Source organism: Pseudomonas orientalis (assembly GCF_022807995.1).
Taxonomy (GTDB): domain Bacteria; phylum Pseudomonadota; class Gammaproteobacteria; order Pseudomonadales; family Pseudomonadaceae; genus Aquipseudomonas; species Aquipseudomonas orientalis_B.
Window position 1 is genome coordinate 5,731,689 of record NZ_CP094351.1, and the last position, 25,580, is coordinate 5,757,268.

Sequence of the window (25,580 nt, forward strand, 5' to 3'; positions counted from 1 at the left end):
ATGAAAATAGCGCTAGATGGCTCTTACAACGAACCAATAGCCTGCCTAGGATGCAGGCATTCGCCAAGGAAAATCTCCATGTACACACCCCGCGCCTTTGCTCTCGATGACTTGCCCGAAATCCAGCAACTGATCCAGCACACTCGTTTGGCGCAGTTGATCACCCTGGGTGAAAACGGCCTGCAAGCCAGCCACTTGCCCTTGCTGCTCAACCCCGACGAAGGCCCCAACGGCACACTGTACGGTCACTTGGCCAGGGCCAACCCACAATGGCGCGAGCTGCAAGATGGCGGTGAGGCGCTGGTGATCTTCGCCGGTGCCGACGCCTACATCAGCCCGGCGTTTTACCCCGCCAAGGCCGAGCACGGCAAAGTGGTGCCAACCTGGAATTACATCGCCGTGCACGCCTATGGCACGCCTGAGGTGTTCAGCGACGCCGAGCGCTTGCTCAAGGTGGTCACTGCCCTCACCGACCGCCATGAAAGCGGCCGCGCCCAACCCTGGCGTGTCAGCGACGCACCGGCGGATTACATTGACGGCATGCTCAAGGCCATCGTCGGCTTTGCCCTGCCGATCGAACGCCTGGTGGGCAAACGCAAACTCAGCCAGAACCGCAGCGCCGCCGACATGGCCGGTGTCCGTGACGGCTTGGCCGCCAGTGCCGATCTACGCGACCAGACCCTGGCCCGCTTTATTCCTCAAGGAGTTTCAGAATGAGCTTGATCGACATTCGCCAGGTCAGCGCCGCCGACCACGCCGCCTGGCTGCCGCTGTGGCAGGCGTACTTGAAGTTCTATAACACCGAACTGCCGGACGCCGTCAGCCAGAGCACCTGGCAACGCCTGATCGACCCCAGCGAGCCGACCCATTCGGCACTGGCCTGGCAGGACGGCAAGGCGGTGGGCATGGTCAACTTCATCTACCATCGCTCCAACTGGAGCATCGAGAACTCCTGCTACCTGCAGGACTTGCTGGTTGACGCGGCCCGACGTGGCACGGGCGTGGGCCGCCAATTGATTGAGTTCGTCTACGCCACCGCCAAAACCGATGGCTGCTGCAAGGTGCACTGGTTGACCCACGAGAGCAACGCCACCGCGATCCAGCTCTACGAGCGCATCGCTGAACGCCCGGGCCTCATTCAATTTCGCAAAGGTCTCTTAGGAGCGCAGCATGACTAATTCCCTCGCCGACTGGAAAGGCGTCCCGGCGCCCACCGCGCACCTGCTTGAAGGGCGCTTTATCCGCCTGGAAAAGCTCGACCCGGCGCGCCATGCCGATCAACTGTGGCAAGCCCTTGAAGGCCCAGGGGCCGACCCGAAGCTGTGGGATTACTTGCCCTACGGCCCGTTCACCGAGCGCAGTGCCTTCGACGCCTGGTTGAACAACCACGCCGCCCACAGCGACCCGTACTTTTTCAGCGTGATCGACCGTGCGACGGGCCAGGTTCAGGGCATCCTCAGCCTGATGTCCATCGTCCCGGCGCAAGGCCGTATCGAAATCGGCCACGTCACCTTCGGCGCACCGATGCAGCGCTCGCCAAAAAGTACCGAAGCGGTGTACATGCTGGCCAAGTATGCGTTCGAGCAGGGCTACCGGCGGTTGGAGTGGAAATGCAACAACGGCAATGCGCGGTCCAAGTACGCAGCCGAGCGCTTGGGGTTCAGGTTTGAAGGGGTGTTCCGCCAGCACATGGTGGTCAAGGGGCAGAACCGCGATACGGCGTGGTATTCGATTCTGGATTCGGAATGGCCGAAGGTGGGTGCCGGGTTTGAGGCGTGGTTGTCGGAGGCGAACCAGGCGGGAGCCGGCCAGCTCAAAACACTGGCCGAATGCCGAGCCTAAACCTCACTCGCAACGCAAAACCAATGTGGGAGGGGGCTTGCCCCCGATGCAGTGGTTCAGTCAACACATACAGTGACTGACACACCGCCGTCCGGGGCAAGCCCTTCCCACAGTTTTGATCTGCGGTGAATCAGTCGGTCAGCCGCTGGGCCAGCACCGCAATGTGCTCCGGTCCGATCCCGCAGCAGCCGCCCAGATGACTGGCGCCGCGCGCTTTCCAATCAGCCGCCCACTGCAGGTAACCCGGCGGGTCGAGGTCGTCGCGCAATGGGTCCAGGCCATCGTTGGCCGTGGCTTCCTTGGGTTGTGGCGGGAAGGCATTGGCGTACGCGCCGATCTGGATCGCGACGCCCAATCGCACGAATGTTTCACGCGCCGCATCAATCGCCGCACCGATCACTTCCGGCTGGCTGCAGTTGAACAGCAACACCTGCACGCCCAACTGTGCCGCCGCCTCGGCCGCGTCCGCCACCGGTTCGCCGGAGCGCAGGCGCGGTACGTCATCGGTGTCTTCGTCTTTCAGGGTAAACGACAGCCAGAACGGCTTGCCGTCCTCAGGCAGGCCGGCATGAATCGCCCGTGCCTCATCGATGGAACTCTGGGTTTCCGCCAGCCACAGGTCAACGTGAGGGGCCAGGCCTTGCACCAGCGGTGTCAGCAACTCGTTGACCCGCTCAGGCAGGAACAAGTCGGGCCGATATGAGCCAAACAACGGCGGCAATGAACCGGCAACGCGCACCGATTTGCCGGACGCCTGCACCGCCCGTCGCGCCAGCTCACCGGCCAACGCGGCGAGCGCCTGGCCTTCTTCGGCAAACCGCGCTTCGCCAATATGAAACGGCACCACCGCGTAACTGTTGCTGGTGATCACATTGGCACCGCTGCCGATATAGGCTGCGTGCACGGCCTCCACCGCTTGCGGCGCTTCGCTCAAGGCCAGTGCCGACCATTCCGGCTGGCGGAACGGCGCGCCACGGCGTTGCAGTTCACGGCCCATGCCGCCATCGAGAATTACTGTGCTATCTGCGCCCATATGCTTTTTACTCATATGCTTATGAAAATAACTCACTATGAGAGTCGTTCTTATAACTATTTAATGCGTACCGTTCGGTTAATAACAACCTCTTTTTTATTCAGGTGCTCGATTTTGAAATTAAGACCGCTGTTGGCCCTGGGCCTTACCCTGTTGGCTGCTTCCACCCAAGCCTTTGGCGGTGCCACGCTGGATCGTATCGAGCAGAAGAAAGAATTGGTTGGCGTACTGATGGAAAGCTACCCGCCGTTTTCGTTTCTCAATGACCAGAACCAGCTCGACGGTTTCGACGTGGACGTAGCCAAGGCCGTTGCGCAAAAACTGGGCGTGAAGTTGCGCCTGGAAACCCCGTCTTGGGACGTGATCGCCGCCGGCCGCTGGAGCGGGCGCTACGACCTTTGCATCTGCTCCATGACCCCAAGCAAAGCGCGCGCCGAGGTGTTCGACTTCCCGGTGGAGTACTACGCCTCGCCGGCCGTGATCGTGGTCAACGCCAAGGATGATCGCATCCATGCAGCCAAAGACCTGAGCGGCAAGAAAGTCGGCCTCACCAGCGCCTCCAGCTACGAAAGCTACCTGAACAAGAACCTGGTGATCGAAGGGGCCGAAGACACGCAATTGCAGTACCCGTTCGAGGATGTGCAGATCGCTCCGTACGACACCGACAACGTGGCGTTTCAGGATCTCGGCCTGGGCGCAGGCGTGCGCCTGGATGCAATCCTCACCAACCTGGTTACCGCGCAGCCGCGCCTGACCCAGGACAAGCGCTTCAAGCTGGCAGGCGAGCCGCTCTATTCGGAGCCCAACTCGGTGGCCATCGAGAAAGGCGACCCGCAATGGGACGCCAAAGTGCGTGAGGTCTTCGCGCAACTGAAACAGGACGGCACGCTGAGCAAGCTGTCGCAAAAATGGATCGGCGCCGATATCAGCCGATGAGTTTTCGCCTACGGCTTTACCTGACCTGGGCGGCGCTGTTCGGCCTGTTTGCGAGTTTCTTCCTCAGCTTTGACCTGAAGTTCTCGATCATCCTCGACAAGCTGCCCAACCTGGTCGGCCTGCACCTGGCGCCCAACGGCTTCCTGCAAGGTGCGGCGCTGACGCTGTTCTTGTGCCTGTGCGCCATCGTCGCCTCGTCGGTGCTGGGCTTTATCACCGCATTGGGGCGCCTGTCGAAAAGTGCGGTGGCGTTCGGCATCGCCAGTTTCTATGCCTCGTTCTTTCGCGGCACGCCGCTGCTGATCCAGATCCTGCTGATTTACCTGGGCCTGCCGCAATTGGGGCTGGTGCCAGGCGCCATCGTCGCCGGGATCATCGCGCTGTCGCTGAATTACGGCGCCTACCTGAGTGAAATTTTCCGCGCCGGCATCCTCGGCGTGCCCCATGGCCAACGCGAGGCCGCGCTGGCCCTGGGCATGCGCGACAGGGCGATCTTCTGGCACGTGACCCTGCCCCAGGCCATGCGCACCATCATCCCGCCGGCCACCAACCAGTTCATCTCGATGCTCAAGGACTCCTCCCTGATTTCGGTGATGGGCGTGTGGGAAGTAATGTTTCTGGCGCAGTCCTATGGCCGCTCAAGCTACCGCTATATCGAGATGCTCACGACGGCGGCGATCATTTATTGGGTGATGTCCCTGGGGCTGGAATTGATCCAGGCGCGCATGGAGCGGCATTTCGGCAAAGGTTACGAGCGCCGCGGTTGAAACCCGGGACCAGTTGCGCCGTACCTTGACATGCCCTGTTCTGCCCATGGCAATTGAGCTTTTAATCGCACCACATCAAGGACAACTCCCGCATACCAGCGGTCAGTGGCCTGACAGTTATCTCTCGGCGACCTCGCTACATTCCCGGCCTCATTCATCAGAGGTCGGCAATTCATGTCTTTTATACCTTCAAGAATCGCTGCGTTCATCAGCCTTGCAGTGGCCATCAGTGTTCAATCCGCGCAAGCACGCGGCGATATCGAATACAGGCCGTTTTTTTATCAGCCTTACGATTCGGCCGACACTGAGTGGGCCTTGGAACCCGAATTCGATGCACCGCCTTCCCCACCGCCCTACGCCGGTTACCTCATTGGCCAGGCCACCACCTATAACGGTGCGCAGGTCGCCAAGGTGCTGGAACCCGCGCTGCTTGATGTGCTCAATTCCGGCGAACTGACCTCGGAAGAAATAAAGGCGCTGCAAAAGGTAAATGAAGCACTGGCCGGACAGCCCGGCGGCATCGGCGCAGCCCTCGAACAATTGGCCGGCAGCCAAAACGCTAACCTGGCCACCGCCACCCACGCCGTCACCGGTCAAATCAGCAACCAATTGCTCTCGACCCTGCGCGCCTTGCCCGTTGACGAGAATAATCACGTTTGGGTGCAGGGCCTGGGCAACGACGGCAACCTCGATCCACGAAGCGGCAGCGCCGGCCTGAAACAGGCTACCCGTGGCCTGTTGCTGGGAGCCGACTGGGCGGTGGACCAAGCCTGGCGCGTGGGTGTGATGGGGGCCAAATCCGCCAGCAATCTTGAAGCCCAGCGCTTCTCCGCCGAGCTGGACAGTTTGCATCTGGGTGCCTACGCCGTGCGCCAGGACGGCCCGCTGGCGCTGCGCCTGGGTGCGATCTACAGCAGCCATGCCGGGACCAACAGGCGCAACGTCAATCTGCTCGATTACAAGGACCAGCTCAAGTCTCGTTACGATGCCCAAAGCCAAACGCTGTTCTCGGAGCTGGGCTATCAGCTGGGCAGCCAGGGCTTGCGCGTCGAGCCTTTCGCCGGCCTTGGCTACCAGCGTTATCACCGTGACAGCTTCAAGGAAAGCGGTGGCCTGACCGCACTCAACGTCGGCGCACAGACCCAGCAGAACCTGAGCAGCACCGTTGGCCTGCGCCTGGCGACGGTGTACCGCTTCGATAATCAAGTCAGCCTCACGCCCCACCTCAGCACCGGCTGGAAACACCTTTATGGCGCAGTCGACAGCCAGGTGCGCCAAGCCTATCGCAATGTTCCAGCGGCACTGGACGGCTTCACCATCACCGGTACGTCGCTGGACCGCAACAGCCTGGACGTGAACGCCGGCGTGGACCTGGCCTTGTCCAAGCAACACACGCTGGGCCTGAGCTACAGCGGCCAGGCGGGTACCCATAGCCGCAATCAAGGTATCAAGGGGCAATGGACGATGAGCTTTTAACCGAGCGCCGTAAGACTCCCTTCCAATAGCGAGCCCTCTTACAATCCTCGGTGCTACCGCCGACAGCGACGAGCTTTTCCTTGGGTTAGTTTTCGACCTCCACACGTGAGGTCGAAATCCAATGTCGCGAGTACCCAGCCAGCCTGCCGTCTATCCACCTCAAGCGCTCTATCCTGGCTCGGCGCCCAGCGCCGGTGACGACATCCATAACCACGGCCTCATCAGCGGCGAGCAGTACGGCATACGCGTCGACAACGGGAGCGCGGAGCCTGACGCCGGCAGCACATTGCTGGTCAACAACGGCACCATTACGGGTCGCAACGGTTATGGGGTGAAGCTCATTGGCGACTTCAACGACAGGATCATTAATAACGGCCTGATCAGCGGCGCCAACGGCGTTGCCCTGGACATGGGCGGTGGCGACGACGTGTTGACAGTGCGAAGCCAGGCCCGATTCAGCGGCGAGGTGGACGGTGGCAGCGGTACCAACCAAGTCATCCTGGACGATAGCAAAGGTGGCACGTTCAACGGTGCCCGCCAGGTTCAGCAACTGGACGTCAACACAGGCGCCTGGACCCTGACCGGCGCACTGGATGCCAACCAGCGAGGCAGGGTTCAGAGCGGCGCCACGCTGATCAACCAGAGCCGCATCGGCGGCAGGGTCACGGTTGAACACGGCGCCACCTATGCCGGTGGCACGGTGACCGAACTTGACGTCGCCGGTACGCTGGTGCTCGACCCGGCCTTGAAAAACCAAGGCCGAGTCAAACATGACTTGAACATGACAGAGGGCTCGACCCTGGTTTTCAACGTAGGCCAGGGCGAAACGCACAGCACCCTGAAAGTCGGCAGCCGCGCCACCCTCGCAGGCGCAGCGCTGAATATCCAGGTGGAATACGAAGACGACGAACTGCTCAACCGCCAGCTACGCATCGTCGACGCCGCACAGATCGCAGGCCGTTTCGAGCGGATCACCAGCAACCTTGAAACCCTGACCCCGGAATTGATCTACACGGCCACCGGTGCCTTTGTCAGTTTCAAGCGCAATAAGGCCTGAATGTCAGGCAAAAAAAAGGAGGGCACCTGCCCTCCCGAGGATTAAGCGGTAATGTCGAAGGCTGTTGTTCAGCCTTCGATCTCAATCAGGATCTCACCCGGGTTGACCCGGTCGCCCTTGGCCACATGAACGGCGGTCACCTTGCCGGCAATGGCTGCCTGGACTTCGGTTTCCATCTTCATGGCTTCAGTGATCAGCACGGCCTGGCCGGCCTTGACCACGTCGCCTTCCTTGACCAGCACATCGACGATATTGCCCGGCATCGCCGTGCTGACATGACCCGGTTCGGTCGCGTGCTTGCGCTTGCTGCCGCCGCTGCTGACAAATTCGTTGAGCGGTTCGAACACCACTTCTTCCGGCATGCCGTCGATGGACAGGTAGAAGTGACGCTTGCCTTCGGCCTTCACGCCGACACCGGTGATATCCACGCGGTAGCTTTCGCCGTGCACGTCGATGACGAACTCGGTCGGCACGCCTTCGCCGCCGGCGCGGGCCACACCGCCCGCTTCCGGAATCGGCAGCAGCACTTCAGGGGCCAGGGTGCCGGCGTCGCGCTCTTCGAGGAATTTGCGCCCGATGTCCGGGAACATGGCGTAGGTCAGCACGTCTTCTTCGGACTTGGCCAACGCGCCGATTTCACCGCGCAGCTTGGTCATTTCAGGCTTGAGCAGGTCGGCCGGGCGCACGTCGATGACCTCTTCGCTGCCGATGGCCTGGCGACGCAACTTCTCGTTCACGGTGCCAGGCGCCTTGCCGTAGCCGCCTTGCAGGTAGAGTTTCACTTCGTTGGTGATGGTCTTGTAGCGCTCGCCGGCCAGCACGTTGAAGAACGCCTGCGTACCGACGATCTGCGAGGTCGGAGTGACCAGCGGCGGGAAGCCGAGGTCTTCACGCACGCGCGGGATTTCGGCCAACACTTCGCTCATGCGGTTCAGCGCGCCCTGCTCTTTCAACTGGTTGGCCAGGTTGGAAATCATCCCGCCCGGCACCTGATTGACTTGCACGCGGGTGTCGACCGCGGTGAATTCGCTTTCGAACTGGTGGTACTTCTTGCGCACGGCATAGAAGTACAGGCCGATTTCCTGCAACAGTTCCAGGTCCAGGCCGGTGTCGAACTCGCTGCCTTTAAGGGCCGCGACCATCGACTCGGTGCCCGGGTGGCTGGTGCCCCAGGCGAAGCTGGAGATGGCAGTGTCGATATGGTCGGCACCGTTTTCGATGGCCTTGAGTTGGCACATCGCGGCCAGGCCAGCGGTGTCGTGGGAGTGGATAAAGATCGGCAGGTTCTGCTCGGCTTTCAGCGCCTTGACCAGCTCGCCGGTGGCGTAAGGGGTCAGCAGGCCGGCCATGTCCTTGATCGCGATGGAGTCGCAACCCATGGACTCCAACTGCTTGGCCTGGGCCACGAATGCGTCGACGGTGTGCACCGGGCTGGTGGTGTAGGCGATGGTGCCCTGGGCGTGTTTGCCGGCGGCCTTGACCGCTTCGATGGCCACGCGCAGGTTACGTACGTCGTTCATCGCGTCGAAGATGCGGAACACATCGATCCCGTTGACCGCCGCCTTGGCGACGAAGGCTTTTACGACATCATCGCTGTAATGGCGGTAACCCAGCAGGTTCTGGCCGCGCAGCAACATTTGCAGGCGCGTGTTGGGCAACGCGGCGCGCAGTTGGCGCAGGCGCTCCCACGGGTCTTCTTTCAGGAAACGTACGCAAGCGTCGAAGGTGGCGCCGCCCCAGACTTCCAGGGACCAGTAGCCGACTTTGTCGAGCTTGTCGCAGATCGGCAGCATGTCGTCGGTGCGCATGCGGGTCGCCAGCAGCGATTGGTGAGCGTCGCGCAGGATGGTGTCGGTTACGAAAATCTTCTTGGACATTGTTGTATTCCTCACAGGCCTGCGTGGGCGGCGATGGCGGCGGCGATGGCCAGGGCCAGCTCTTCGGGTTTGCGCTTGATCGAGTAGTTGGTCAGCTCAGGGTGGCTTTCCACGAAGCTTGTATTAAATTGGCCGCTGCGGAATTCCGGGTTGCGCAGGATTTCCTGGTAATAAGCGGCGGTGGTCTTCACGCCTTGCAGGCGCATGTCGTCCAGGGCGCGCAGGCCACGGTCCATGGCTTCTTCCCAGGTCAACGCCCACACCACCAGTTTCAGGCACATGGAGTCGTAGAACGGTGGGATGGTGTAACCGGTGTAGATCGCCGTGTCGGTACGCACACCGGGGCCGCCGGGGGCGTAGTAACGGGTGATCTTGCCGAAGCTTGGCAGGAAGTTGTTCTTCGGGTCTTCGGCGTTGATACGGAATTGCAACGCGAAACCACGGTGCTGGATGTCTTCCTGCTTGACCGACAGCGGCAGGCCCGAGGCGATGCGGATCTGTTCGCGGACGATGTCGATCCCGGTGATTTCCTCGGTGATGGTGTGTTCCACCTGCACCCGGGTGTTCATCTCCATGAAGTACACCTCGCCCTCGGCGAGCAGGAACTCCACGGTACCGGCGTTTTCGTAGCCCACCGCCTTGGCCGCGCGCACCGACAGGTCGCCGATGTAGGCGCGCTGTTCGGGGGTCAACTGGGGGCTGGGGGCGATTTCGATCAGCTTCTGGTTGCGACGCTGGATCGAGCAATCGCGCTCGAACAGATGCACCACGTTGCCAAAGCTGTCACCGAGGATCTGCGCTTCGATGTGCTTGGGATTGACGATGCATTTTTCCAGGAACACCTCCGCCGAACCGAACGCCTTGGTGGCTTCGGAGATCACGCGGGGGAAGGCTTGTTCAAGTTCTTCGCGGCTGTTGCAACGGCGGATACCGCGCCCGCCGCCACCGGAAGTGGCCTTGAGCATCACCGGGTAACCAATGCGGTCGCCTTCGGTCAGCGCTTCATGGATATCCGCGACGTTGCCTTCGGTGCCGGGAGTGACCGGCACACCGGCCTTGATCATGCTGCGGCGCGCTTCGGTCTTGTCGCCCATGCGGCGGATCACTTCGGCCGAAGGACCAATGAACTTGATACCGCGTTCAGCGCAGATGTCCGCCAGTTCGGCATTTTCCGATAAGAAGCCGTAGCCGGGATGCAGCGCGTCGCAACCGGTTTCCACCGCCAGGTTCACCAGCTTGCGCGGGTTGAGGTAGCCAGCAAGGGGCTCGGCCCCGATGCTGTGGGCTTCGTCGGCACGCTTGACGTGCAACGCGTGGCGGTCGGCGTCCGAATAAACCGCGACCGAGCGAATGCCCATCTCGGCGCAGGCACGCACGATTCGTACGGCAATTTCACCACGGTTGGCGATCAGGATCTTTTTTATCACTTGGAAATTCCCTTGAGCCGATTGCTGCGTCTTTGACCTTTCAGTAGCCGGGTCAGCGCGTGACCAAATGTTTCATGACAGTCGCGAGACACACACTATGCGCACCGAGGGATTAACAAAAATCAATAATTATTGGGCTGTGTATAAGTAAAGACTTATAGTTGGAGGGATGATCGGTGAGCGGAGAAGTATTTAATGCGTAAGTCATTGATGCGTATGACATTGCGTCAGTTGCAGATATTCAATGAAGTGTGCGATCTGCGCTCCTACAGCCGCGCAGCCGAGGAAATGTCCCTCACCCAGCCTGCCGTCAGCCTGCAAATTCGCCAGCTCGAAGAACTGATCGGCCAGCCGCTGTTCGATTATGTCGGCAAAAAACTCTACATGACCGAGGCCGCCGAAGCCCTGCAACGGGCCAGCCGCGATATTTTCGGACGCCTGGAAAACCTCGATATGCAGCTCTCGGACATGCAGGGCTCACTGCAGGGCCAATTGAAGCTGGCGGTGGAATCGAGCGCCAAGTACTTCGTGCCGCACCTGTTCGCTGCTTTCAAGCGCCAGCACCCGGAGGTGCAGTTGCACCTGACCGTGGTCAATCGCGCCCAGGTGATCCGCCGGCTCTCGGACAACCGCGACGACCTGGTGATCATGTCCATGGTGCCCCAGGACATGGGCCTGGAGTTCCTGCCGTTCCTGAATAACCCGATCGTCGCCGTGGCGCTGCCGGATCATCCATTGAGCCTGCAGGGGCCGCTGCGCCTGCAAGACCTTGAGCCTTACACGCTGCTCATCCGCGAACCGGGTTCCGGCACACGGCTGGCGTGCGAAGAATACTTCAAGGAAAAACGCGTGCACTTCACCCAGACCGTGGAAGTGGCCTCGGCCGAGGCGCAGCGAGAGTGCGTGGTCGCAGGATTGGGCGTGGCCCTGCTGACGCGCCACGCCTTGAACCTGGAACTGGCCACCGGCGGGCTCAAGGAGCTGGCGGTGGAAGAACTGCCGCTGTACCGCAGTTGGTGCCTGGTGCAAGCCAAAGCCAAGCGGCTGTCACCGGTGGCCCATGCGTTCCTGGGCTTTATCCGCAGCGAACGGGTACAGATCAGCGCCCTGGCTGAGCGCTTCGCTGGGCAGCCAAGGGCACCTGCCAATGCAGTTCCGGGTAGTCACTGATGCTCTGCAGCAGCTGGCGCTGGTCACAGCGGTCTTCGATTGCGCGACGGAACGCCATGCGGCGCTGGTCTTCCTGCTGACGACGGGTCTTGACGGTGCTGTTGCTGTCTTCGTAGGTCCGGGCCATTTGGAGTCTCCCAATGCGAGTGCGGGGAGTACAGGATGGGCACGGGGGATGACACGACGATGACAACCCGGTGAAGATTCTGGACACACAACGGATGCAAATGTGGGAGGGGGCTTGCCCCCGATGGCGGTGCGTCAGTCAATGAATCGGGTGACTGACACTGCGCTATCGGGGGCAAGCCCCCTCCCACATTTCGGCCGAGTATGGCCTTGAATCAGTCGTCGAGGGCTTTGACCGACTTGGGCGACAACCGCAGGCTGCGCAAACTGCGCTTCACGCTCTTGAGGTGATTGACCAGGCTCGGCCCACGGGCCATGGCAACGCCCATCGCCAATACGTCGATTACCACCAGGTGAGCGATACGCGAGGTCAGCGGCGTGTAGATCTCGGTGTCTTCGTGCACATCGATCGCCAGGTTTACTGTGGATAATTCCGCCAGCGGCGTCTGGCTCGGGCATAAGGTGATCAGCGAAGCGCCGCTTTCACGCACCAGATTGGCGGTGATGAGCAGGTCTTTGGAGCGACCGGACTGGGAGATACAGATGGCCACGTCGGTGGGCTTCAAGGTCACCGCCGACATCGCCTGCATGTGCGGGTCACTGTAGGCCGCCGCCGTGAGCAGCAGGCGGAAGAATTTGTGCTGGGCGTCGGCCGCCACCGCGCCGGAGGCACCAAAGCCATAGAACTCCACGCGCTGGGCCTGGGACATGGCGGTCACGGCCTTTTGCAGCGCTACCGGGTCGAGCTTCTCGCGCACTTCCATGAGGGTGTGCAAGGTGGTGTCGAAGATTTTCAGGCTGTAGTCAGCAACGGAGTCGTCTTCATGGATTGCAAACTGGCCGAAGCTCGCCCCGGCGGCCAAGCTTTGCGCCAACTTGAGTTTCAAATCCTGAAACCCGGAGCAACCGATGGCGCGGCAGAAGCGCACGATGGTCGGCTCACTGATGCCCACGCTGTGGGCAAGGTCAGCCATGGAACTGTGCATCACGGCCGCAGGGTCAAGCAGCACGTGATCGGCAACCTTGAGTTCCGATTTGCGTAACAGGTGGCGCGACTGGGCGATATGTTGCAACAGGTTCAAAGGGCAGGACTCTTGTTATTGGCAGACGCCAGGGATGTAGCAAGCTTGTAGTTATACTACAAGAATTGCCGTTTTGCCCGCCTGATGCACCACTAAATCGCCCCGCCCCCCCACTGAAATTAAGGGCAGAGGCTTTGTAGCCACAAGGGCTGCCCCCGAGTCGTTAAGGAAATTCCGGATTTTTTCGTAACAAATCTGCCAGCCCATCGGCGTGCATCGGCCGGCTGATCAGATAGCCCTGCACCTCGTCGCACCCCTCGCTTCGCAGGAAATCCAGTTGCTGCTGATCTTCCACACCTTCGGCCACCACTTTGAGCGCCAACCCGTGGGCCATGGCAATGATCGCCCGGGTAATGGCGGCGTCTTCACGCCCCTGGCCAAGCCCGCGGATAAAGGTCTGGTCGATCTTCACGTAATCCACCGGGATGCGCTTGAGGTAGCTGAGGGATGAATAGCCGGTACCGAAATCGTCGATGGCCAGCTTCACACCCAGGTCGCGCAACTGCCGGAAGGTGGTGATGATGTGCTCGACACTGTCGAGCAGCTGACTTTCGGTCAGTTCCAACTCCAGATATTGCGGGTCCAGCCCGGTCTCCTCCAGCACCTGGCGCACCAGGCTGACCAGCTTGCCCTGGCGCAACTGGTGCACCGACAGGTTCACCGACACGCGAATCGGCGCCAGCCCCTGACGCTGCCACTCACAGGCCTGCCAGCACGCCTGGCGCAGCACTGATTCACCCAACGGCACGATCAGGCCGGTTTCTTCGGCCAGGCCGATAAAGTCCCCCGGCGGCACCAGGCCCCACTGCGGATGTTCCCAGCGCACCAGGGCCTCGACCGCATTCATCTTACCGGTGGCCAGGCACAGTTTGGGTTGGTAGAACACCGTGAGCTGGCCTTCGTCGATGGCTTTGCGCAGATGGTTTTCCAGCTGCAAGCGCTCCAGAGTGCTGGCTTGCAGGCTGTCGGTGTAGAACTGGAAATTATTCCCGCCCAGGTGCTTGGCGTGCTGCATCGCCATATTCGACTGGCTGACCAGCGCAGAAATCTCCCGCGCATTATCCGGCAGCAGGCTGACGCCCATGGAGGCGCTGACCACCAGCTCATGCCCCTCCACCGTCACCGGCACGCGCAGCTTTGCCAATAGCCGTGTCGCCACCCGCGCCAGGCTCGACAAGTTGCCATAGGCATCGAACAGCACAGCAAATTCGTCACCGGACAAGCGTGCAATGGTGTCGGCTTCCGGCAGCGCGTTGATCAGCCGCCGCGCCATTTTCTGCAACAGCTGGTCGGCGACTTCATGGCCAAGGCTGTCATTGAGCAGCTTGAATCGGTCGAGGTTGATGTGCAGCAGCGCCAGGCTGCGCCCGCCCTGGCGCACGCGCTGATGGGCTTCGCGCAGCCGTTCGCGAAACAGCGAACGGTTGGCCAGGCCCGTCAACTCATCGTAATGGGTGAGGTAGCGCATGCGCTCCTCGGACTCGCGCCGCGCGGAAAGATCGGCGAAAAAGCCGACAATATGACTGACATTGCCGCGAACATCGCGAACCACGTTCAATTGCAGCCACTGCGGGTACAGTTCGCCGTTCTTGCGCGTTTCCACCAGCTCACCCTGCCAGGTGCCGTGGCTGAGCAGCGCCTGGCGGATCGCCGGGAAGTGGCGCCGGGCATCACGACTGCTGGGCAACTCCACGACATTGCGTCCGAGCATGTCGTCGCTATCAAAACCGGTGACACGACTGAAAGCCTGGTTCACTGCGATCAGCACGTAGTCCGGGTCGAGAATCACGATGCCTTCGCTGGCGGCCTCGAACACCGTCGAGGCAAGCCGTTGCTGTTCTTCCAGGGCCTTGCCGGCACTGATGTCGCGGCGCGTGCCAAGCATGCGAATCACCCGCCCATTGGGCGAACGTTCTACCGCACGCCCGCGGTCCTCGATCCACACCCAATGCCCATCGCCATGACGTATCCGGTATTCCACCTGATAGTCCTCGGTGCGGCCTTTGAGGTGCTTCACCAGCGCATGCTTGAGCAGCGGCAGGTCATCGGGGTGCAGGCGCGGCTTGAGATGACTGAGCATGGCGGTGACGTACTCGGGTTCCAGGCCGAACAGTTCCTTGAGCTGGGTGTGGTGCACCTCATCGGTTTGCAGGTTCCAGTCCCACAGGCCCAGTTCACTGGCTTGCAGTGCCATGGCCAGGCGCGCCTCGCTTTTATTCAGGGCAAGGCTGGCGGCGTCCAGTTCCTGGCTGCGCAGCGCCATACGGTCTTGCAGGCCGACCTGGGCGTCACGCAAGTCCTGTTCGACCTGGCGGCGCTGCTCGACTTCGCGCATCAGCGCCTGGTTCAACTGCTCGCTGCGTTGCCGGGCCTGCTGCAAATGCTCGATCAAGGCCTGGTTCTGGAAGCGGCGCAGCAGCCCGCGCTGGATCAGGCGGTTGACCTGCCACGCCACCACACTCAACGACGCCAGCAGGATCACACCGAGCACGCCCCAGCCCTGTTGCTGCGAGGTTCCGTTCCAGAACAGATACACGATGACCGGCAGCAAGCACGGCAAGGCGAAAGACACAAAGGCCCATAGGCTGACGGCGTACGCCACGCTGGCCGACAACATCGCCGCGCCGATCAGGCCGAACACCCAGGCCTGCTGCATAAAGTTGTCGGTGGGCACCAGGGCGATGGCCGCGATCGACAGGGTCAGGCCGCTGGCCGCCGAACCGAGCATGAACATCCGGCGCCAGACCGGTTGGGCCTGGCGGCCGGGCATGGCCGACTCAAAGGCCGCCACCTGGATGACCCGCATCGCCACGAGAGCCAGCAACCAGACCAGCCAGGCGCTGTCGAGCAAGTATTGCTCGGGATCCCACAGCAGCCAGGCGCAGACCAGGCCATTGACCAGCATCAACAGGGTCGGCACCAATGAGCCCTGATACAGCAGGCGTGTCCGCTCGACCGCCATCTGGGTGGCGTAACGCTTGCGGATAACCTGCGCAGGCGCCGCCGAAGGGCCGAGCAGGTCAGTGTCAAAGGTCATAGGCGGTGTTCTTATAATGGTGAGCCCGAAACGTCGACGGAGCATACACAAGCAAGCGCTCGGGCCAAACTGCCCCAGGTCATAAAAACTACCCGTCGGCTGGGCGCAAAGCGTTGTTCCAGACAGCTTGAACGAGACGCCACGCGGGCTGTGACGCATGACTGACCGGTCATCCGCACCCAATAGAAGTTTGCCCGCCTGCGGTTTTCCGTCGGCCACCTGGCATTGGGGTTTGCCCGTCTCCCCCCCGGCACCCTAGAATGCGCCGATGCGCGATGATCTCTCCCTTTTGCTGAACTCCCTCAACGATGCCCAACGCCAGGCCGTAGCGGCCCCCGTTGGCCGTCAGTTGGTCCTGGCCGGTGCTGGCTCCGGTAAAACCCGAGTGCTGGTGCACCGTATCGCCTGGTTGATCCAGGTCGAGAACGCGTCGCCCCATTCCATCCTGTCGGTGACGTTCACCAACAAGGCGGCCGCCGAGATGCGCCATCGCATCGAGCAACTGATGGGCATCAGCCCGGCCGGCATGTGGGTGGGCACCTTCCACGGCCTGGCGCACCGCCTGTTGCGGGCGCATTGGCAGGAGGCGGGGCTGGCCCAGACGTTCCAGATCCTCGACAGCGACGACCAGCAACGCCTGGTCAAGCGGGTGATCCGCGAGCTGGGCCTCGACGAGCAACGTTGGCCGGCACGCCAGGCCCAGTGGTTCATCAACGGCCAGAAAGACGAAGGCCTGCGCCCGCAACATATCCAGGCCAGCGGCGATCTGTTCCTGGCCACCATGCGCAGCATCTATGAAGCCTACGAGGCGGCCTGCGCACGCGCCGGCGTGATCGACTTCTCCGAACTGCTGTTGCGTGCCCTCGACCTGTGGCGCGACAACCCCGGCTTGCTGGCCCATTACCAGAAGCGTTTCCGGCACATCCTGGTGGACGAATTCCAGGACACCAACGCCGTGCAGTACGCCTGGTTGCGCCTGCTGGCCAAGGGTGGCGACAGCCTGATGGTGGTGGGTGACGACGACCAGTCGATCTACGGCTGGCGCGGCGCGAAAATCGAGAACATCTATCAGTACTCCGAGGACTTCCCGGACGCGGTGACCATCCGCCTCGAGCAAAACTACCGCTCTACCGCCGGGATTCTCAAGGCCGCCAACGCCTTGATCGCCAACAACACCGGGCGTCTGGGCAAAGAGCTGTGGACCGACGGCGGCGAAGGCGAAGCGATCAACCTGTACGCCGCCTTCAACGAGCACGATGAAGCGCGCTACGTGGTGGAAACCATCGAAGGTGCGCTGAAAACCGGTCTTTCACGCAGCGATATCGCCATTCTCTACCGCTCCAATGCCCAATCGCGGGTATTGGAGGAAGCCTTGTTGCGCGAGCGCATCCCGTATCGCATCTATGGCGGCCAGCGCTTCTTCGAGCGTGCAGAAATCAAGAACGCCATGGCCTACCTGCGCTTGCTGGAAGGTCGCGGCAACGATGCGGCGCTGGAGCGGGTGATCAACATCCCGGCCCGTGGCATCGGCGAAAAAACCGTCGAGGCCATTCGCGAACACGCTCGCCATGCCGATGTGTCGATGTGGGAGGCCATGCGCCTGCTCATCGCCAATAAAGGCCTGACGGGCCGTGCAGCCGGCGCACTGGGAGTGTTCGTCGAGCTGATCGAGAACCTTGGGGCCAAATGCGCGGAAATGCCTTTGCATTTGATGACCCAGACCGTGATCGAACAGTCCGGGCTGATCGCCTACCACGAGGCCGAAAAAGGCGAGAAAGGCCAGGCCAGGGTAGAAAACCTTGAGGAATTGGTGAGCGCCGCCCGCGCGTTCGAAAATGCCGAGAACGAAGAGGACCTGACGCCGCTCGCCGCCTTCCTTGGCCATGCTTCGCTGGAGGCCGGGGACGCCCAGGCTGACGAACATGAAGACAGCGTCCAGCTGATGACCCTGCACAGTGCCAAGGGCCTGGAATTCCCGTACGTGTTCCTGGTGGGCATGGAAGAAGGCTTGTTCCCGCACAAGATGAGCCTGGAAGAGCCTGGCCGTCTTGAAGAAGAACGTCGCCTGGCTTACGTGGGCATTACCCGGGCCATGCAGAACCTGGTGATGACCTATGCCGAAACCCGACGCCTGTACGGCAGTGAGACCTACAACAAGGTGTCGCGCTTCGTACGTGAAGTGCCGAAGGGGCTGATTCAGGAAGTGCGCCTGTCCAACAGCGTCAGCCGCCCGTTCGGCGGTGGCCAGCAGCAGAACTCCAGCACCATGTTTGCCGGTTCCGAGATTCCGGAAACCCCGTTCAGCCTGGGCCAGCAGGTCAAGCATGCAATCTTCGGCGAAGGCGTGATCCTCAACTTCGAAGGCGCCGGTGCCCAGGCGCGGGTGCAGGTCAACTTTGCCGAGGGCAGCAAGTGGCTGATGATGGGCTACGCAAAACTTGAGGCTGTCTGAAGTCTTCCCTCCTATAGGAGCGAGCTTGCTCGCGAAGAACGTCCAGATAACGCGTTCATCCAGAATACTCGCGTTATCGTTGACGATTTTCGCGAGCAAGCTCGCTCCTACGGGGAACCGTTCAACATGAAGGTTTTTGGCCCACCCTTGTTTTTAATAAGGGCGGGCCAATATCTGTAATAACTCCTACAGACCATTCCGAATCAGTCCTACGCAAAAGCCCGAAACATTATGTCGCTAGCCACTGTCACGACACCTGTGCAACATGGCGCGCGTGCAATCCACAAATGGGAATTCCCTTTATGAAACGTTTTCTTAGCATCGCCATGGCGTTGTGCATCGGCTTGACGATGAGTCTCGACGCCAACGCCAAACGCTTCGGTGGCGGCAAAAGTTCCGGCGCGGCCCCGACTCACCAGACCAGCCAGATGGCTCCATCCGCCGGTGCCGGTGGTGCCGCCGCTACTGCAGGCGCAGCCGGTGCCGCTGGCGCCGCAGCCAAGGCCGGCGGTGCTTCGCGCTGGTTGGGCCCATTGGCCGGCATCGCCGCCGGTGGCCTGCTCGCGTCCATGTTCATGGGCGGCGGCTTCCAGGGCATGCAGATCTTCGACATCCTGATCCTGGCGGTCATTGCCTTCGTGATCTTCCGCTTCATCGCCGCCCGTCGCCGCAAGCAGCAGGAGCACCTGGCTCCGGCCGGCGCGCCGATGCAGCGTGAAGTGTTCGAGCAAAAACCCGCCATGGGTTCGATCTTCGGCGGATCGGCAGCTCCTGCGCCCGCCCGTCCGGTGATCAACGCGCCGGCCTGGTTCAACGAAGAACGTTTCATCGAAGCGGCCCGCAGTCACTTCCAGTCCCTGCAGCAGCACTGGGACGCCAACGAAATGGACAAGATCGCCGAGTTCGTGACTCCGCAACTGCTGGAGTTCCTCAAACGCGAGCGCGCCGACCTGGGTGACGGCTTCCAGTCGACCTATATCGACGACCTGCGCGTACAGCTGGACGGTGTGGATGATCGCGCCGACAAGACCATCGCCACCCTGACCTTCAGCGGCGTGTCGAAGACCTCGCGTTTCGACCAGGGCGAAGTGTTCAGCGAAAGCTGGAACATGGAACGTCCCCAGGGCGACAACCAGCCATGGCTGGTCGCCGGTATCCGCCAGAACGGCTGAAACCCGCACGCTTGAGCAAGTGGTAACAAAAACCCCGGACATGTTCCGGGGTTTTCTATTTCACGGTTGCACTTATAGCGAGCTACTGTATAAAACGCCCCTATAAGACGTGCCTTCTAGCAAGAGGATCCCGGCCGTGGAAGAAATCATCGAACAACTGCGTGAAGCCAACGAACCGGTCCCGGTTCCTTTGGAACTGCCTGACGAAGACCAATTGGTGGAAATCGAGGAACAACTGTTCATCGACATCCCCTTTGTGTTCCGCGAATTCCTGCTGACCGTCAGCGACGTGGTCTACGGCAGCCTCGAGCCGGTGACCGTCACCGACCCGCAGTCCCACACGTATCTGCCGGACGTGGCCGCCAACGCCTGGGATGCCGGGGTTGATCGCAGCATGATCCCGATCTGCCAGGACGGCGACGACTACTATTGCGTCGAAGAAGACGGCACCGTGGTGTTGTGGTCCGGCGAGGAGGAACTGGTCACCGAAGAAACCTGGGAGTCAGTGTGGCACTGGGCACGGGACGTCTGGCTGGAAAGCTGACACATAAGACTGTTGTGGCGAGGGAGCTTGCTCCCGCTGGGCTGCGATGCAGCCCCCGTCAACGTCAGTTAATGCTCCGTATCCTTGTGGTTATCCAGCGTCTCCAGCAAGGCCACCTGCATCCGCGTATGCACGCGGATGAACCAGCGCCAGAGCACGGCCGCCACCGCCGCCGTGACTACGGCAATCAGCACCAGCAACTTGTTGGTCGGCAGAATACTCGCCGACAAGGCTGCCAATAGCAGGAAAATCACCAGCAGCGACAGAATGGGGATCAGCTCCGCGATCACCCGCCGCACGCGCTGGGTATGCCGCCCGGCCATTTCCGGCGTCACGCTCATCTCCGCCAACAGCATCGACAGTGCCTTGAGCTTGCGATACGCCGCGATCAAAAACGGCAGCGACAACAGCAATGCCCCACCCCAGATCAGCGCCTTCTGCCAGCTTTGATCGCTGATCCAGCCTTCCAGATACCCGCCGATGCGCGCCGCGAAAAAGCTGCCGGCGAAGAAGATCGCGATCACCAGCGCCAGGTTCACCCCCACTTGCAGAATGATCTTGCGGATCATCGATGCCAGCATCGCGCCCTCGCCTTGCGGCTGGATACTGCGCAGCCATTCGCCATACATTGCGAATACCCGGCTCATGCGCCGGGGCATCACGGCGGCAATCTTCAACGACAGCGGGTCGGCGCCACGGATCAGGTAAGGGGTGAGCAACGTCGTTATCGCCGAAACCGCTACCGCCACCGGATACAGAAAGTCGCTGGTGACCTGCAGGGTCATTCCCAGCGCCGCGATGATGAAAGAGAATTCGCCAATCTGTGACAGCCCCATGCCCACCCGCAGTGAGGTGCGGCCATCGTTGCCGGCGATAAACGCGCCCAGCCCGCAAGACAGCATCTTGCCCAGCACCACGGCCACGGTAATGACTGCAATAGGCCAGGCGTACTGCAGCAGGATTTGCGGGTCGATCATCAAGCCTATGGCAACAAAGAAGATCGCACTGAACATGTCGCGAACCGGTTCGATCAGGCGCTCGATTTTGATCAGTTGGCGTGATTCGGCCATGATCGCGCCGATCAGGAAAGCCCCCAGCACCATGCTGTATTCAAGCTTGACCACCAACAGGCAGAAGCCGAAACACAGACCTAATACGGCGATCAGCAGCATTTCATTGCTTTCGAATTTGGCGACATACGCCAGCAGGCGCGGTACCAGCAAAATGCCGATCACCAGCGCGACAATCATGAACAACGAGAGCTTGCCCACGGTGGAAAACACCTCGCCGGAGCTGACCGTGCCACTGACGGCAATGCTCGACAGCAAGGCGATGATGCCGATTCCCAGGATGTCCTCGACGATCAGCACGCCGAATATCAACTGAGCGAAGCGCTGGTCCTTCATCTTCAGGTCATTGAGCGCCTTGACGATGATGGTGGTCGAGGAAATCGCCAGGATCGCGCCGAGAAACAACGAGTCCATGGTGTTCCAATCGAACCATTGGCCGATTTCGTAGCCGATCCAGATCATCAGAACGATCTCAAGGAACGCCGCGATAAACGCCGTGGCGCCCACCTTGAACAGCTTGCGCAAGCTGAACTCCAGGCCCAGGCAGAACATCAGGAAGATCACCCCGAGCTCGGCCAGGGTCTTGATCGTGTCCTCATCGTGAATCAGGCCGAACGGCGGGGTGTGGGGGCCGATGATGAAGCCGGCCACGATATAGCCCAGTACTACCGGCTGCTTGAGGCGATGAAACAGGATGGTGACAACCCCCGCCACCAGCATGATCACCGCCAAATCCTGGATGAAACTGATGGCGTGCATGGCGTGGGGCTCCTTGAAATTGCTGGCGTTTTCTCACTTCCCGCACGCGCAGCCGGTGAAAGAAAAGTCTGCCGTGACTGTAAGAAATGCCCATAGAGGCGCGTTTGAAGGTTAACACCGCGACTTCCGCCGGAAAGCCGGTGCAATATATGGAAACAGATCGGCCAGGGCGTGACGGCAAGCCGCCCACCAGCGTCCCGTTAGGGATGGCAGCAAAGACCCAGCACCCGCAGAGGTGCCCCCCAACCAATGCCTACAACCCGTGAGTGTGCTATGGAACCCGGAAACGCCCAGCTGTCGATGACGGTATTGATGACCCCTGACATGGCCAATTTCTCAGGCAATGTCCACGGCGGCACCCTGCTCAAGTACCTCGACGAAGTGGCGTACGCATGCGCCAGCCGTTATGCCGGCCGTTATGTGGTCACGCTGTCGGTGGACCAGGTGATTTTCCGCGAGCCGATCCATGTCGGCGAACTGGTGACCTTTCTTGCGTCGGTGAACTACACCGGCAACACCTCGATGGAAGTGGGCATCAAGGTGGTGACCGAGAACATTCGTGAGCGCTCGGTGCGTCATACCAACAGCTGCTTCTTCACCATGGTGGCGGTGGACGACCAGCGCAAACCGGCCGCCGTCCCCCCCTTGCAGCCGCAGAACAGCGAAGACAAACGCCGCTTCGTGCAGGCCCAGCAGCGTCGGCAGATTCGCCAGGAACTGGAAAGGCGTTATCAGGAAATCAAGGCCGACGCGCCCTGAGTCCAGATCTGCGAACCCAATCAAATGTGGGGGCTTGCTCTGATGCCAGTCAGTTAAAGCTTTTGTAGGAGCGAGCTTGCTCGCGAAAAACTCACAGGCACCGCGTTCATTCAGAAAGCACGCGTTATCGTTGACGTTTTTCGCGAGCAAGCTCGCTCCTACAGAGGGCGGTGGGGGCTTGCCCCCGATAGCGATGAGTTTCTACACAACACTAACCACGATGCGCAGCGAGTCGCTCTTGATCTTAGGCGCCCCGTCAAACCACGCTGGCCGAACGCAGGCTTGAATCCGTGGGCAAACCGGCAGGACGCCGGGTTAGCCGCACTGGGCCATGGATGGCCCATTGCGGCGGCCCACGGATTCAAGCCGGAGAGAGGGCACACCGAGCCCAAGCGAGGTGCCGAGTGGTGGGGCAAGAGCGTTTTGCTTACTTTTGCGCTTTTCAAAAGTGAGCCGCTGTAAAAGCGGAACCATTAGCAGCCGTTATCGCAGAAACGGATATGTACTCAACCCAATCCAACATCCTGGTCGGCCCAGAGGCCGCCATCGGGGCAAGCCCCTCCCACATTTGGATTGTGGAGCATCAGCAAGATAGTCATAGGCTGCTGGGGCTTGCCCCCTCCCACATTCGGTTTTATGTACTTACAGGCTGATCGGCGTCGCCTCGAAGCGTACGCGGGGATGGGCGATTCGATCCTGCGCCCGCACCAGTTCCAGCTCGTAACTGGCGCAGGCCTGAGTCTCCAGCAGCACCTCATGCACCGCCGCCGCCGTGAACTCGAAGGCCGCCACCAGGCTATCGCCCAACAGCACCCGCGCCAGGAACAGCCCCGACGTCAGGTCACCCACGCCCACCGGCTGGCGCGGGAAGGCCAGCAGCGGTCTGCGCAAGTGCCAACTGCCCTCGGCCGTCACCAGCAACATCTCGAAGCCGTCCGGCAGCTTGCCCGGGTAATCCAGATGCTTGACCAGCACTGCCTTCGGCCCGCGCGCCAGCAGTGCCTTGGCCATCGCCAGGCAATCGAACAGCGATTGCGGCTTGCGCCCGGCAAAACTGTCCAGCTCCAGCTGGTTAGGACACAGGAAGTCCGCCATGGCCGCAGCTTCGTTCAGCAGGAAATCACTGACTTCCTGCGGCACGCTGCAGCCCTTTTCCGGATGGCCCATCACCGGGTCGCACAGGTACATCGCCTTGGGATTGAGCGCTTTGATACGCGCCACGCCACTCAGAATGGCGCGCCCCTGAGCCGCACTGCCGAGGTAGCCGGACAGCACCGCATCACAGTTACCCAGTTCGCCGATCGCCGCGATACCTTCCACCAGCGCAGGAATTTGCTGCGGCGCCAGCACTTCACCCGCCCAGTGGCCATACTGTGTGTGGTTGGAGAACTGCACCGTGTTGAGCGGCCATACATTCACCCCGACCCGCTGCATGGGGAACACGGCGGCGCTGTTTCCGGCGTGGCCAAAGACCACATGAGACTGGATCGCAAGCAGATGGGGTGTACGTTTCATGCAGGAGATTTCCATAAAGCCGTTGAAATTCTGGCCGCGCAGTATGCGACTAAACGCAGCCTGTACGACAGACCGGCGACACAGTTAAGCTGCGCTCACTTTGTTGGAGTTCATGGAATGCTGACCCTAGGAAACATGTTCGTGTTGATGTTGCTGGCGACCGGCGCCGCCTGGGTCTGGCACAACCATGGCTTGCGCGAGCGCGCGCTGGAGCGCGTCAAGCAGCACTGCGCCAAGCTCGACATCGAACTGCTTGACGGCGCGGTGGCGTTGAAACGCATCGGTTTCGTGAAGGATGCCAAGGGTCGGCGCCGTCTGGCACGCGTCTACAATTTCGAGTTCACCGTGACGGGCGAGGCTCGCCACAGCGGGACCATCACCCAATTTGGCGCCCACAGCGCACAGATCGAACTGGCGCCCTACCCGTTCGAAGCCAAGGAGCCACTGCCCAGCGCCGAGGTTATCGAACTGAGCCAGTGGCGCCAGGACCACGCCACCAAGAACCGTCAGTAACGGCAGGCCGCCAGCGCGGCCTGCAATGCGGTCACGTCCTGAGGGGCAATGAAGATCAGCTCGATGCGCGAATCGCGGCGCCATTCGCTGGGCTGCCAGGCCAGCGGGCTGTTATCCACAGCATTGGCGGACACCCAGGCGTCACGACTGTGGATAACCAGCTTGGCGCGACGCCACGCCAGACTTGTCAGCCATTGATTCAAACGCACCAGGTCAAATTGCTGGCTCGGATGCCAGCGCCAGCCGATGCTCCAGCCTTCCTCCTGGGCCTGGCTCAGGCAGATCGGCAGCGTGGGATCGCTCCAGACCGCCTGCATGTGCACCAAGCCATTGGGGACCGCGAAGTTATCCACAGCGCCGCCAGCCTGTGCCCTCACACCGGGCAATTGCTCAATCGGCAACTGCGCCTGACGCGTCCAATAAAGCGCACTGCCGGGTAACCGTTGTTCAATGGCTTGGCGCTGCACCGCATCCAGCGCCTCATCCTTGTTCAACACCAGCAGGCCGGCACTGGCCAGCGCCTCTTGCTGCGCTGGTGGCAAGGGTTTGCCCGCAGCCAGGGCCTGCGCGTCCAGCACCAGTACGCAGGGTTGGACCGCCAGCACGTCCTGCCATGGCGCCTGGCTCAGTTGTTTGAGTAACTGCGCCGGATGGCCCAGGCCCGAGGGCTCGATAAACAGCCGATCCGGCTTGGCCCTACGCAACAACCGACCCAGGCCTACCTGGAACGGCGCACCATTCACACAACACAGGCAGCCACCCGCCACCTCGCCCAGGGCAATGCCATCGTCGTCTTGAGTGAGCAAGGCCGCGTCCAGCCCGATCTGCCCGAATTCATTGATCAACACTGCCCAGCGCTCGTTGGCCGGACGCTGGGAAAGCAGGTGTTTGATCAGGCTGGTCTTGCCGGCGCCCAAGGGCCCGGCAATCACATGGGTGGGAATGTTCTGCAGCATGGGTGGCATC

The 25,580-nt window shown here is 61.2% G+C and carries 22 protein-coding genes; 13 read left to right on the plus strand and 9 right to left on the minus strand.

Translation table 11 applies throughout. From position 1 onward, the window contains the following. The first annotated feature begins 78 nt into the window (after positions 1 to 78). Genes MRY17_RS25775 through MRY17_RS25785 form a run of 3 tightly spaced genes read left to right on the plus strand, consistent with a single transcriptional unit; the run spans position 79 to position 1,842 of the window. Positions 79 to 717 (plus strand): FMN-binding negative transcriptional regulator, encoded by a 639-nt coding sequence (locus tag MRY17_RS25775; RefSeq protein ID WP_191952476.1) that lies wholly within the window; start codon positions 79 to 81, stop codon positions 715 to 717. Then, positions 714 to 1,178 (plus strand): GNAT family N-acetyltransferase, encoded by a 465-nt coding sequence (locus tag MRY17_RS25780; protein WP_181285734.1) that lies wholly within the window; start codon positions 714 to 716, stop codon positions 1,176 to 1,178. Before MRY17_RS25775 ends, MRY17_RS25780 begins: the two co-directional genes overlap by 4 nt. Next, positions 1,171 to 1,842: a GNAT family N-acetyltransferase gene (locus MRY17_RS25785; protein ID WP_181285735.1), complete on the plus strand. Its 672-nt coding sequence runs from the start codon at positions 1,171 to 1,173 to the stop codon at positions 1,840 to 1,842. The genes MRY17_RS25780 and MRY17_RS25785 overlap by 8 nt, the downstream gene beginning before the upstream one ends. 130 nt (positions 1,843 to 1,972) lie before the next feature. Here the strand turns inward: MRY17_RS25785 and MRY17_RS25790 are convergent, their stop codons facing one another. Then, positions 1,973 to 2,875 carry a homocysteine S-methyltransferase family protein gene (locus MRY17_RS25790; RefSeq protein ID WP_243353056.1) on the minus strand — a complete coding sequence of 301 codons (903 nt, stop codon included), beginning with the start codon at positions 2,873 to 2,875 and terminating at the stop codon, positions 1,973 to 1,975. Positions 2,876 to 2,989: 114 nt separating this feature from the next. Between MRY17_RS25790 and MRY17_RS25795 the strand changes: the two genes are divergently transcribed. The 4 genes from MRY17_RS25795 (at position 2,990) to MRY17_RS25810 (ending at position 7,111) form a co-directional block, all read left to right on the plus strand. Then, positions 2,990 to 3,811: an ABC transporter substrate-binding protein gene (locus tag MRY17_RS25795; protein WP_243353057.1), complete on the plus strand. Its 822-nt coding sequence runs from the start codon at positions 2,990 to 2,992 to the stop codon at positions 3,809 to 3,811. Beyond that, a complete protein-coding gene (locus MRY17_RS25800; protein ID WP_375154687.1) occupies positions 3,784 to 4,578 on the plus strand; it encodes an amino acid ABC transporter permease in 795 nt (264 codons plus the stop codon). The genes MRY17_RS25795 and MRY17_RS25800 overlap by 28 nt, the downstream gene beginning before the upstream one ends. Positions 4,579 to 4,752: 174 nt before the next feature. After that, positions 4,753 to 6,054 (plus strand): autotransporter outer membrane beta-barrel domain-containing protein, encoded by a 1,302-nt coding sequence (locus MRY17_RS25805; protein ID WP_243353058.1) that lies wholly within the window; start codon positions 4,753 to 4,755, stop codon positions 6,052 to 6,054. Between the two features lie 121 nt (positions 6,055 to 6,175). Next, positions 6,176 to 7,111, plus strand: coding sequence for a hypothetical protein (locus tag MRY17_RS25810; RefSeq protein WP_243353059.1), 936 nt, complete (start codon positions 6,176 to 6,178; stop codon positions 7,109 to 7,111). 68 nt (positions 7,112 to 7,179) lie between these two features. Here MRY17_RS25810 and oadA read toward each other — a convergent pair whose 3' ends face one another. Continuing rightward, positions 7,180 to 8,988, minus strand: a complete 1,809-nt coding sequence (oadA, locus tag MRY17_RS25815; RefSeq protein WP_181285741.1) for a sodium-extruding oxaloacetate decarboxylase subunit alpha — start codon at positions 8,986 to 8,988, stop codon at positions 7,180 to 7,182. An 11-nt stretch (positions 8,989 to 8,999) separates the two neighbouring features. Next, positions 9,000 to 10,415: an acetyl-CoA carboxylase biotin carboxylase subunit gene (locus tag MRY17_RS25820; protein WP_003195732.1), complete on the minus strand. Its 1,416-nt coding sequence runs from the start codon at positions 10,413 to 10,415 to the stop codon at positions 9,000 to 9,002. A 195-nt stretch (positions 10,416 to 10,610) separates the two neighbouring features. Here MRY17_RS25820 and MRY17_RS25825 point away from each other — a divergent pair, with 195 nt between their 5' ends. After that, positions 10,611 to 11,585 (plus strand): LysR family transcriptional regulator, encoded by a 975-nt coding sequence (locus MRY17_RS25825; protein WP_181285742.1) that lies wholly within the window; start codon positions 10,611 to 10,613, stop codon positions 11,583 to 11,585. Here the strand turns inward: MRY17_RS25825 and MRY17_RS25830 are convergent. From MRY17_RS25830 to MRY17_RS25840, 3 genes are all read right to left on the minus strand, one after another. After that, positions 11,515 to 11,712 carry a PA3496 family putative envelope integrity protein gene (locus MRY17_RS25830; RefSeq protein WP_181285743.1) on the minus strand — a complete coding sequence of 66 codons (198 nt, stop codon included), beginning with the start codon at positions 11,710 to 11,712 and terminating at the stop codon, positions 11,515 to 11,517. The genes MRY17_RS25825 and MRY17_RS25830 overlap by 71 nt on opposite strands. Positions 11,713 to 11,926: 214 nt before the next feature. Then, positions 11,927 to 12,793, minus strand: coding sequence for a transcriptional regulator HexR (gene hexR / locus MRY17_RS25835; RefSeq protein WP_003187110.1), 867 nt, complete (start codon positions 12,791 to 12,793; stop codon positions 11,927 to 11,929). Positions 12,794 to 12,956: 163 nt separating this feature from the next. Then, the gene (locus MRY17_RS25840) at positions 12,957 to 15,830 is read right to left on the minus strand and encodes an EAL domain-containing protein (protein WP_243353060.1); all 2,874 of its coding nucleotides are present in this window, start codon (positions 15,828 to 15,830) and stop codon (positions 12,957 to 12,959) included. 268 nt (positions 15,831 to 16,098) lie between these two features. Here MRY17_RS25840 and uvrD point away from each other — a divergent pair, with 268 nt between their 5' ends. From uvrD to MRY17_RS25855, 3 genes are all read left to right on the plus strand, one after another. Beyond that, entirely contained in the window at positions 16,099 to 18,282 is a 2,184-nt protein-coding gene (gene uvrD, locus MRY17_RS25845; protein ID WP_243353061.1) for a DNA helicase II, read from the plus strand. 302 nt (positions 18,283 to 18,584) lie between these two features. Then, the gene (locus MRY17_RS25850) at positions 18,585 to 19,454 is read left to right on the plus strand and encodes a Tim44 domain-containing protein (RefSeq protein WP_181285746.1); all 870 of its coding nucleotides are present in this window, start codon (positions 18,585 to 18,587) and stop codon (positions 19,452 to 19,454) included. A gap of 136 nt (positions 19,455 to 19,590) precedes the next feature. Further along, positions 19,591 to 19,998 (plus strand): SMI1/KNR4 family protein, encoded by a 408-nt coding sequence (locus tag MRY17_RS25855; RefSeq protein WP_017739032.1) that lies wholly within the window; start codon positions 19,591 to 19,593, stop codon positions 19,996 to 19,998. 68 nt (positions 19,999 to 20,066) lie between these two features. Here MRY17_RS25855 and MRY17_RS25860 read toward each other — a convergent pair whose 3' ends face one another. Beyond that, positions 20,067 to 21,827 (minus strand): cation:proton antiporter, encoded by a 1,761-nt coding sequence (locus MRY17_RS25860; protein WP_191952469.1) that lies wholly within the window; start codon positions 21,825 to 21,827, stop codon positions 20,067 to 20,069. A 273-nt stretch (positions 21,828 to 22,100) separates the two neighbouring features. On the opposite strand from MRY17_RS25860, the gene MRY17_RS25865 reads away from it, so the two are divergent. Then, positions 22,101 to 22,586: an acyl-CoA thioesterase gene (locus MRY17_RS25865; RefSeq protein WP_065885124.1), complete on the plus strand. Its 486-nt coding sequence runs from the start codon at positions 22,101 to 22,103 to the stop codon at positions 22,584 to 22,586. A gap of 642 nt (positions 22,587 to 23,228) precedes the next feature. Here MRY17_RS25865 and pdxY read toward each other — a convergent pair. Beyond that, positions 23,229 to 24,101 carry a pyridoxal kinase PdxY gene (gene pdxY / locus MRY17_RS25870; protein ID WP_124425519.1) on the minus strand — a complete coding sequence of 291 codons (873 nt, stop codon included), beginning with the start codon at positions 24,099 to 24,101 and terminating at the stop codon, positions 23,229 to 23,231. Positions 24,102 to 24,218: 117 nt separating this feature from the next. On the opposite strand from pdxY, the gene MRY17_RS25875 reads away from it, so the two are divergent. Continuing rightward, positions 24,219 to 24,614, plus strand: a complete 396-nt coding sequence (locus MRY17_RS25875; protein ID WP_124360405.1) for a DUF3301 domain-containing protein — start codon at positions 24,219 to 24,221, stop codon at positions 24,612 to 24,614. Here MRY17_RS25875 and MRY17_RS25880 read toward each other — a convergent pair. Further along, entirely contained in the window at positions 24,608 to 25,570 is a 963-nt protein-coding gene (locus MRY17_RS25880; protein WP_191956273.1) for a CobW family GTP-binding protein, read from the minus strand. The two genes, MRY17_RS25875 and MRY17_RS25880, sit on opposite strands and share 7 nt — an antisense overlap. Positions 25,571 to 25,580: the final 10 nt, after the last annotated feature.

Bases quoted from the DNA above. Each gene is read 5' to 3' on its own strand.
- MRY17_RS25775 (WP_191952476.1), top strand. From the start codon at position 79: ATGTACACACCCCGCGCCTTTGCTCTCGATGACTTGCCCGAAATCCAG.
- MRY17_RS25780 (WP_181285734.1), top strand. From the start codon at position 714: ATGAGCTTGATCGACATTCGCCAGGTCAGCGCCGCCGACCACGCCGCC.
- MRY17_RS25785 (WP_181285735.1), top strand. From the start codon at position 1,171: ATGACTAATTCCCTCGCCGACTGGAAAGGCGTCCCGGCGCCCACCGCG.
- MRY17_RS25790 (WP_243353056.1), bottom strand. From the start codon at position 2,875: ATGGGCGCAGATAGCACAGTAATTCTCGATGGCGGCATGGGCCGTGAA.
- MRY17_RS25800 (WP_375154687.1), top strand. From the start codon at position 3,784: ATGGATCGGCGCCGATATCAGCCGATGAGTTTTCGCCTACGGCTTTAC.
- MRY17_RS25805 (WP_243353058.1), top strand. From the start codon at position 4,753: ATGTCTTTTATACCTTCAAGAATCGCTGCGTTCATCAGCCTTGCAGTG.
- MRY17_RS25810 (WP_243353059.1), top strand. From the start codon at position 6,176: ATGTCGCGAGTACCCAGCCAGCCTGCCGTCTATCCACCTCAAGCGCTC.
- oadA (WP_181285741.1), bottom strand. From the start codon at position 8,988: ATGTCCAAGAAGATTTTCGTAACCGACACCATCCTGCGCGACGCTCAC.
- MRY17_RS25825 (WP_181285742.1), top strand. From the start codon at position 10,611: ATGCGTAAGTCATTGATGCGTATGACATTGCGTCAGTTGCAGATATTC.
- MRY17_RS25830 (WP_181285743.1), bottom strand. From the start codon at position 11,712: ATGGCCCGGACCTACGAAGACAGCAACAGCACCGTCAAGACCCGTCGT.
- MRY17_RS25840 (WP_243353060.1), bottom strand. From the start codon at position 15,830: ATGACCTTTGACACTGACCTGCTCGGCCCTTCGGCGGCGCCTGCGCAG.
- uvrD (WP_243353061.1), top strand. From the start codon at position 16,099: ATGCGCGATGATCTCTCCCTTTTGCTGAACTCCCTCAACGATGCCCAA.
- MRY17_RS25850 (WP_181285746.1), top strand. From the start codon at position 18,585: ATGAAACGTTTTCTTAGCATCGCCATGGCGTTGTGCATCGGCTTGACG.
- MRY17_RS25860 (WP_191952469.1), bottom strand. From the start codon at position 21,827: ATGCACGCCATCAGTTTCATCCAGGATTTGGCGGTGATCATGCTGGTG.
- MRY17_RS25865 (WP_065885124.1), top strand. From the start codon at position 22,101: ATGGAACCCGGAAACGCCCAGCTGTCGATGACGGTATTGATGACCCCT.
- pdxY (WP_124425519.1), bottom strand. From the start codon at position 24,101: ATGAAACGTACACCCCATCTGCTTGCGATCCAGTCTCATGTGGTCTTT.
- MRY17_RS25875 (WP_124360405.1), top strand. From the start codon at position 24,219: ATGCTGACCCTAGGAAACATGTTCGTGTTGATGTTGCTGGCGACCGGC.
- MRY17_RS25880 (WP_191956273.1), bottom strand. From the start codon at position 25,570: ATGCTGCAGAACATTCCCACCCATGTGATTGCCGGGCCCTTGGGCGCC.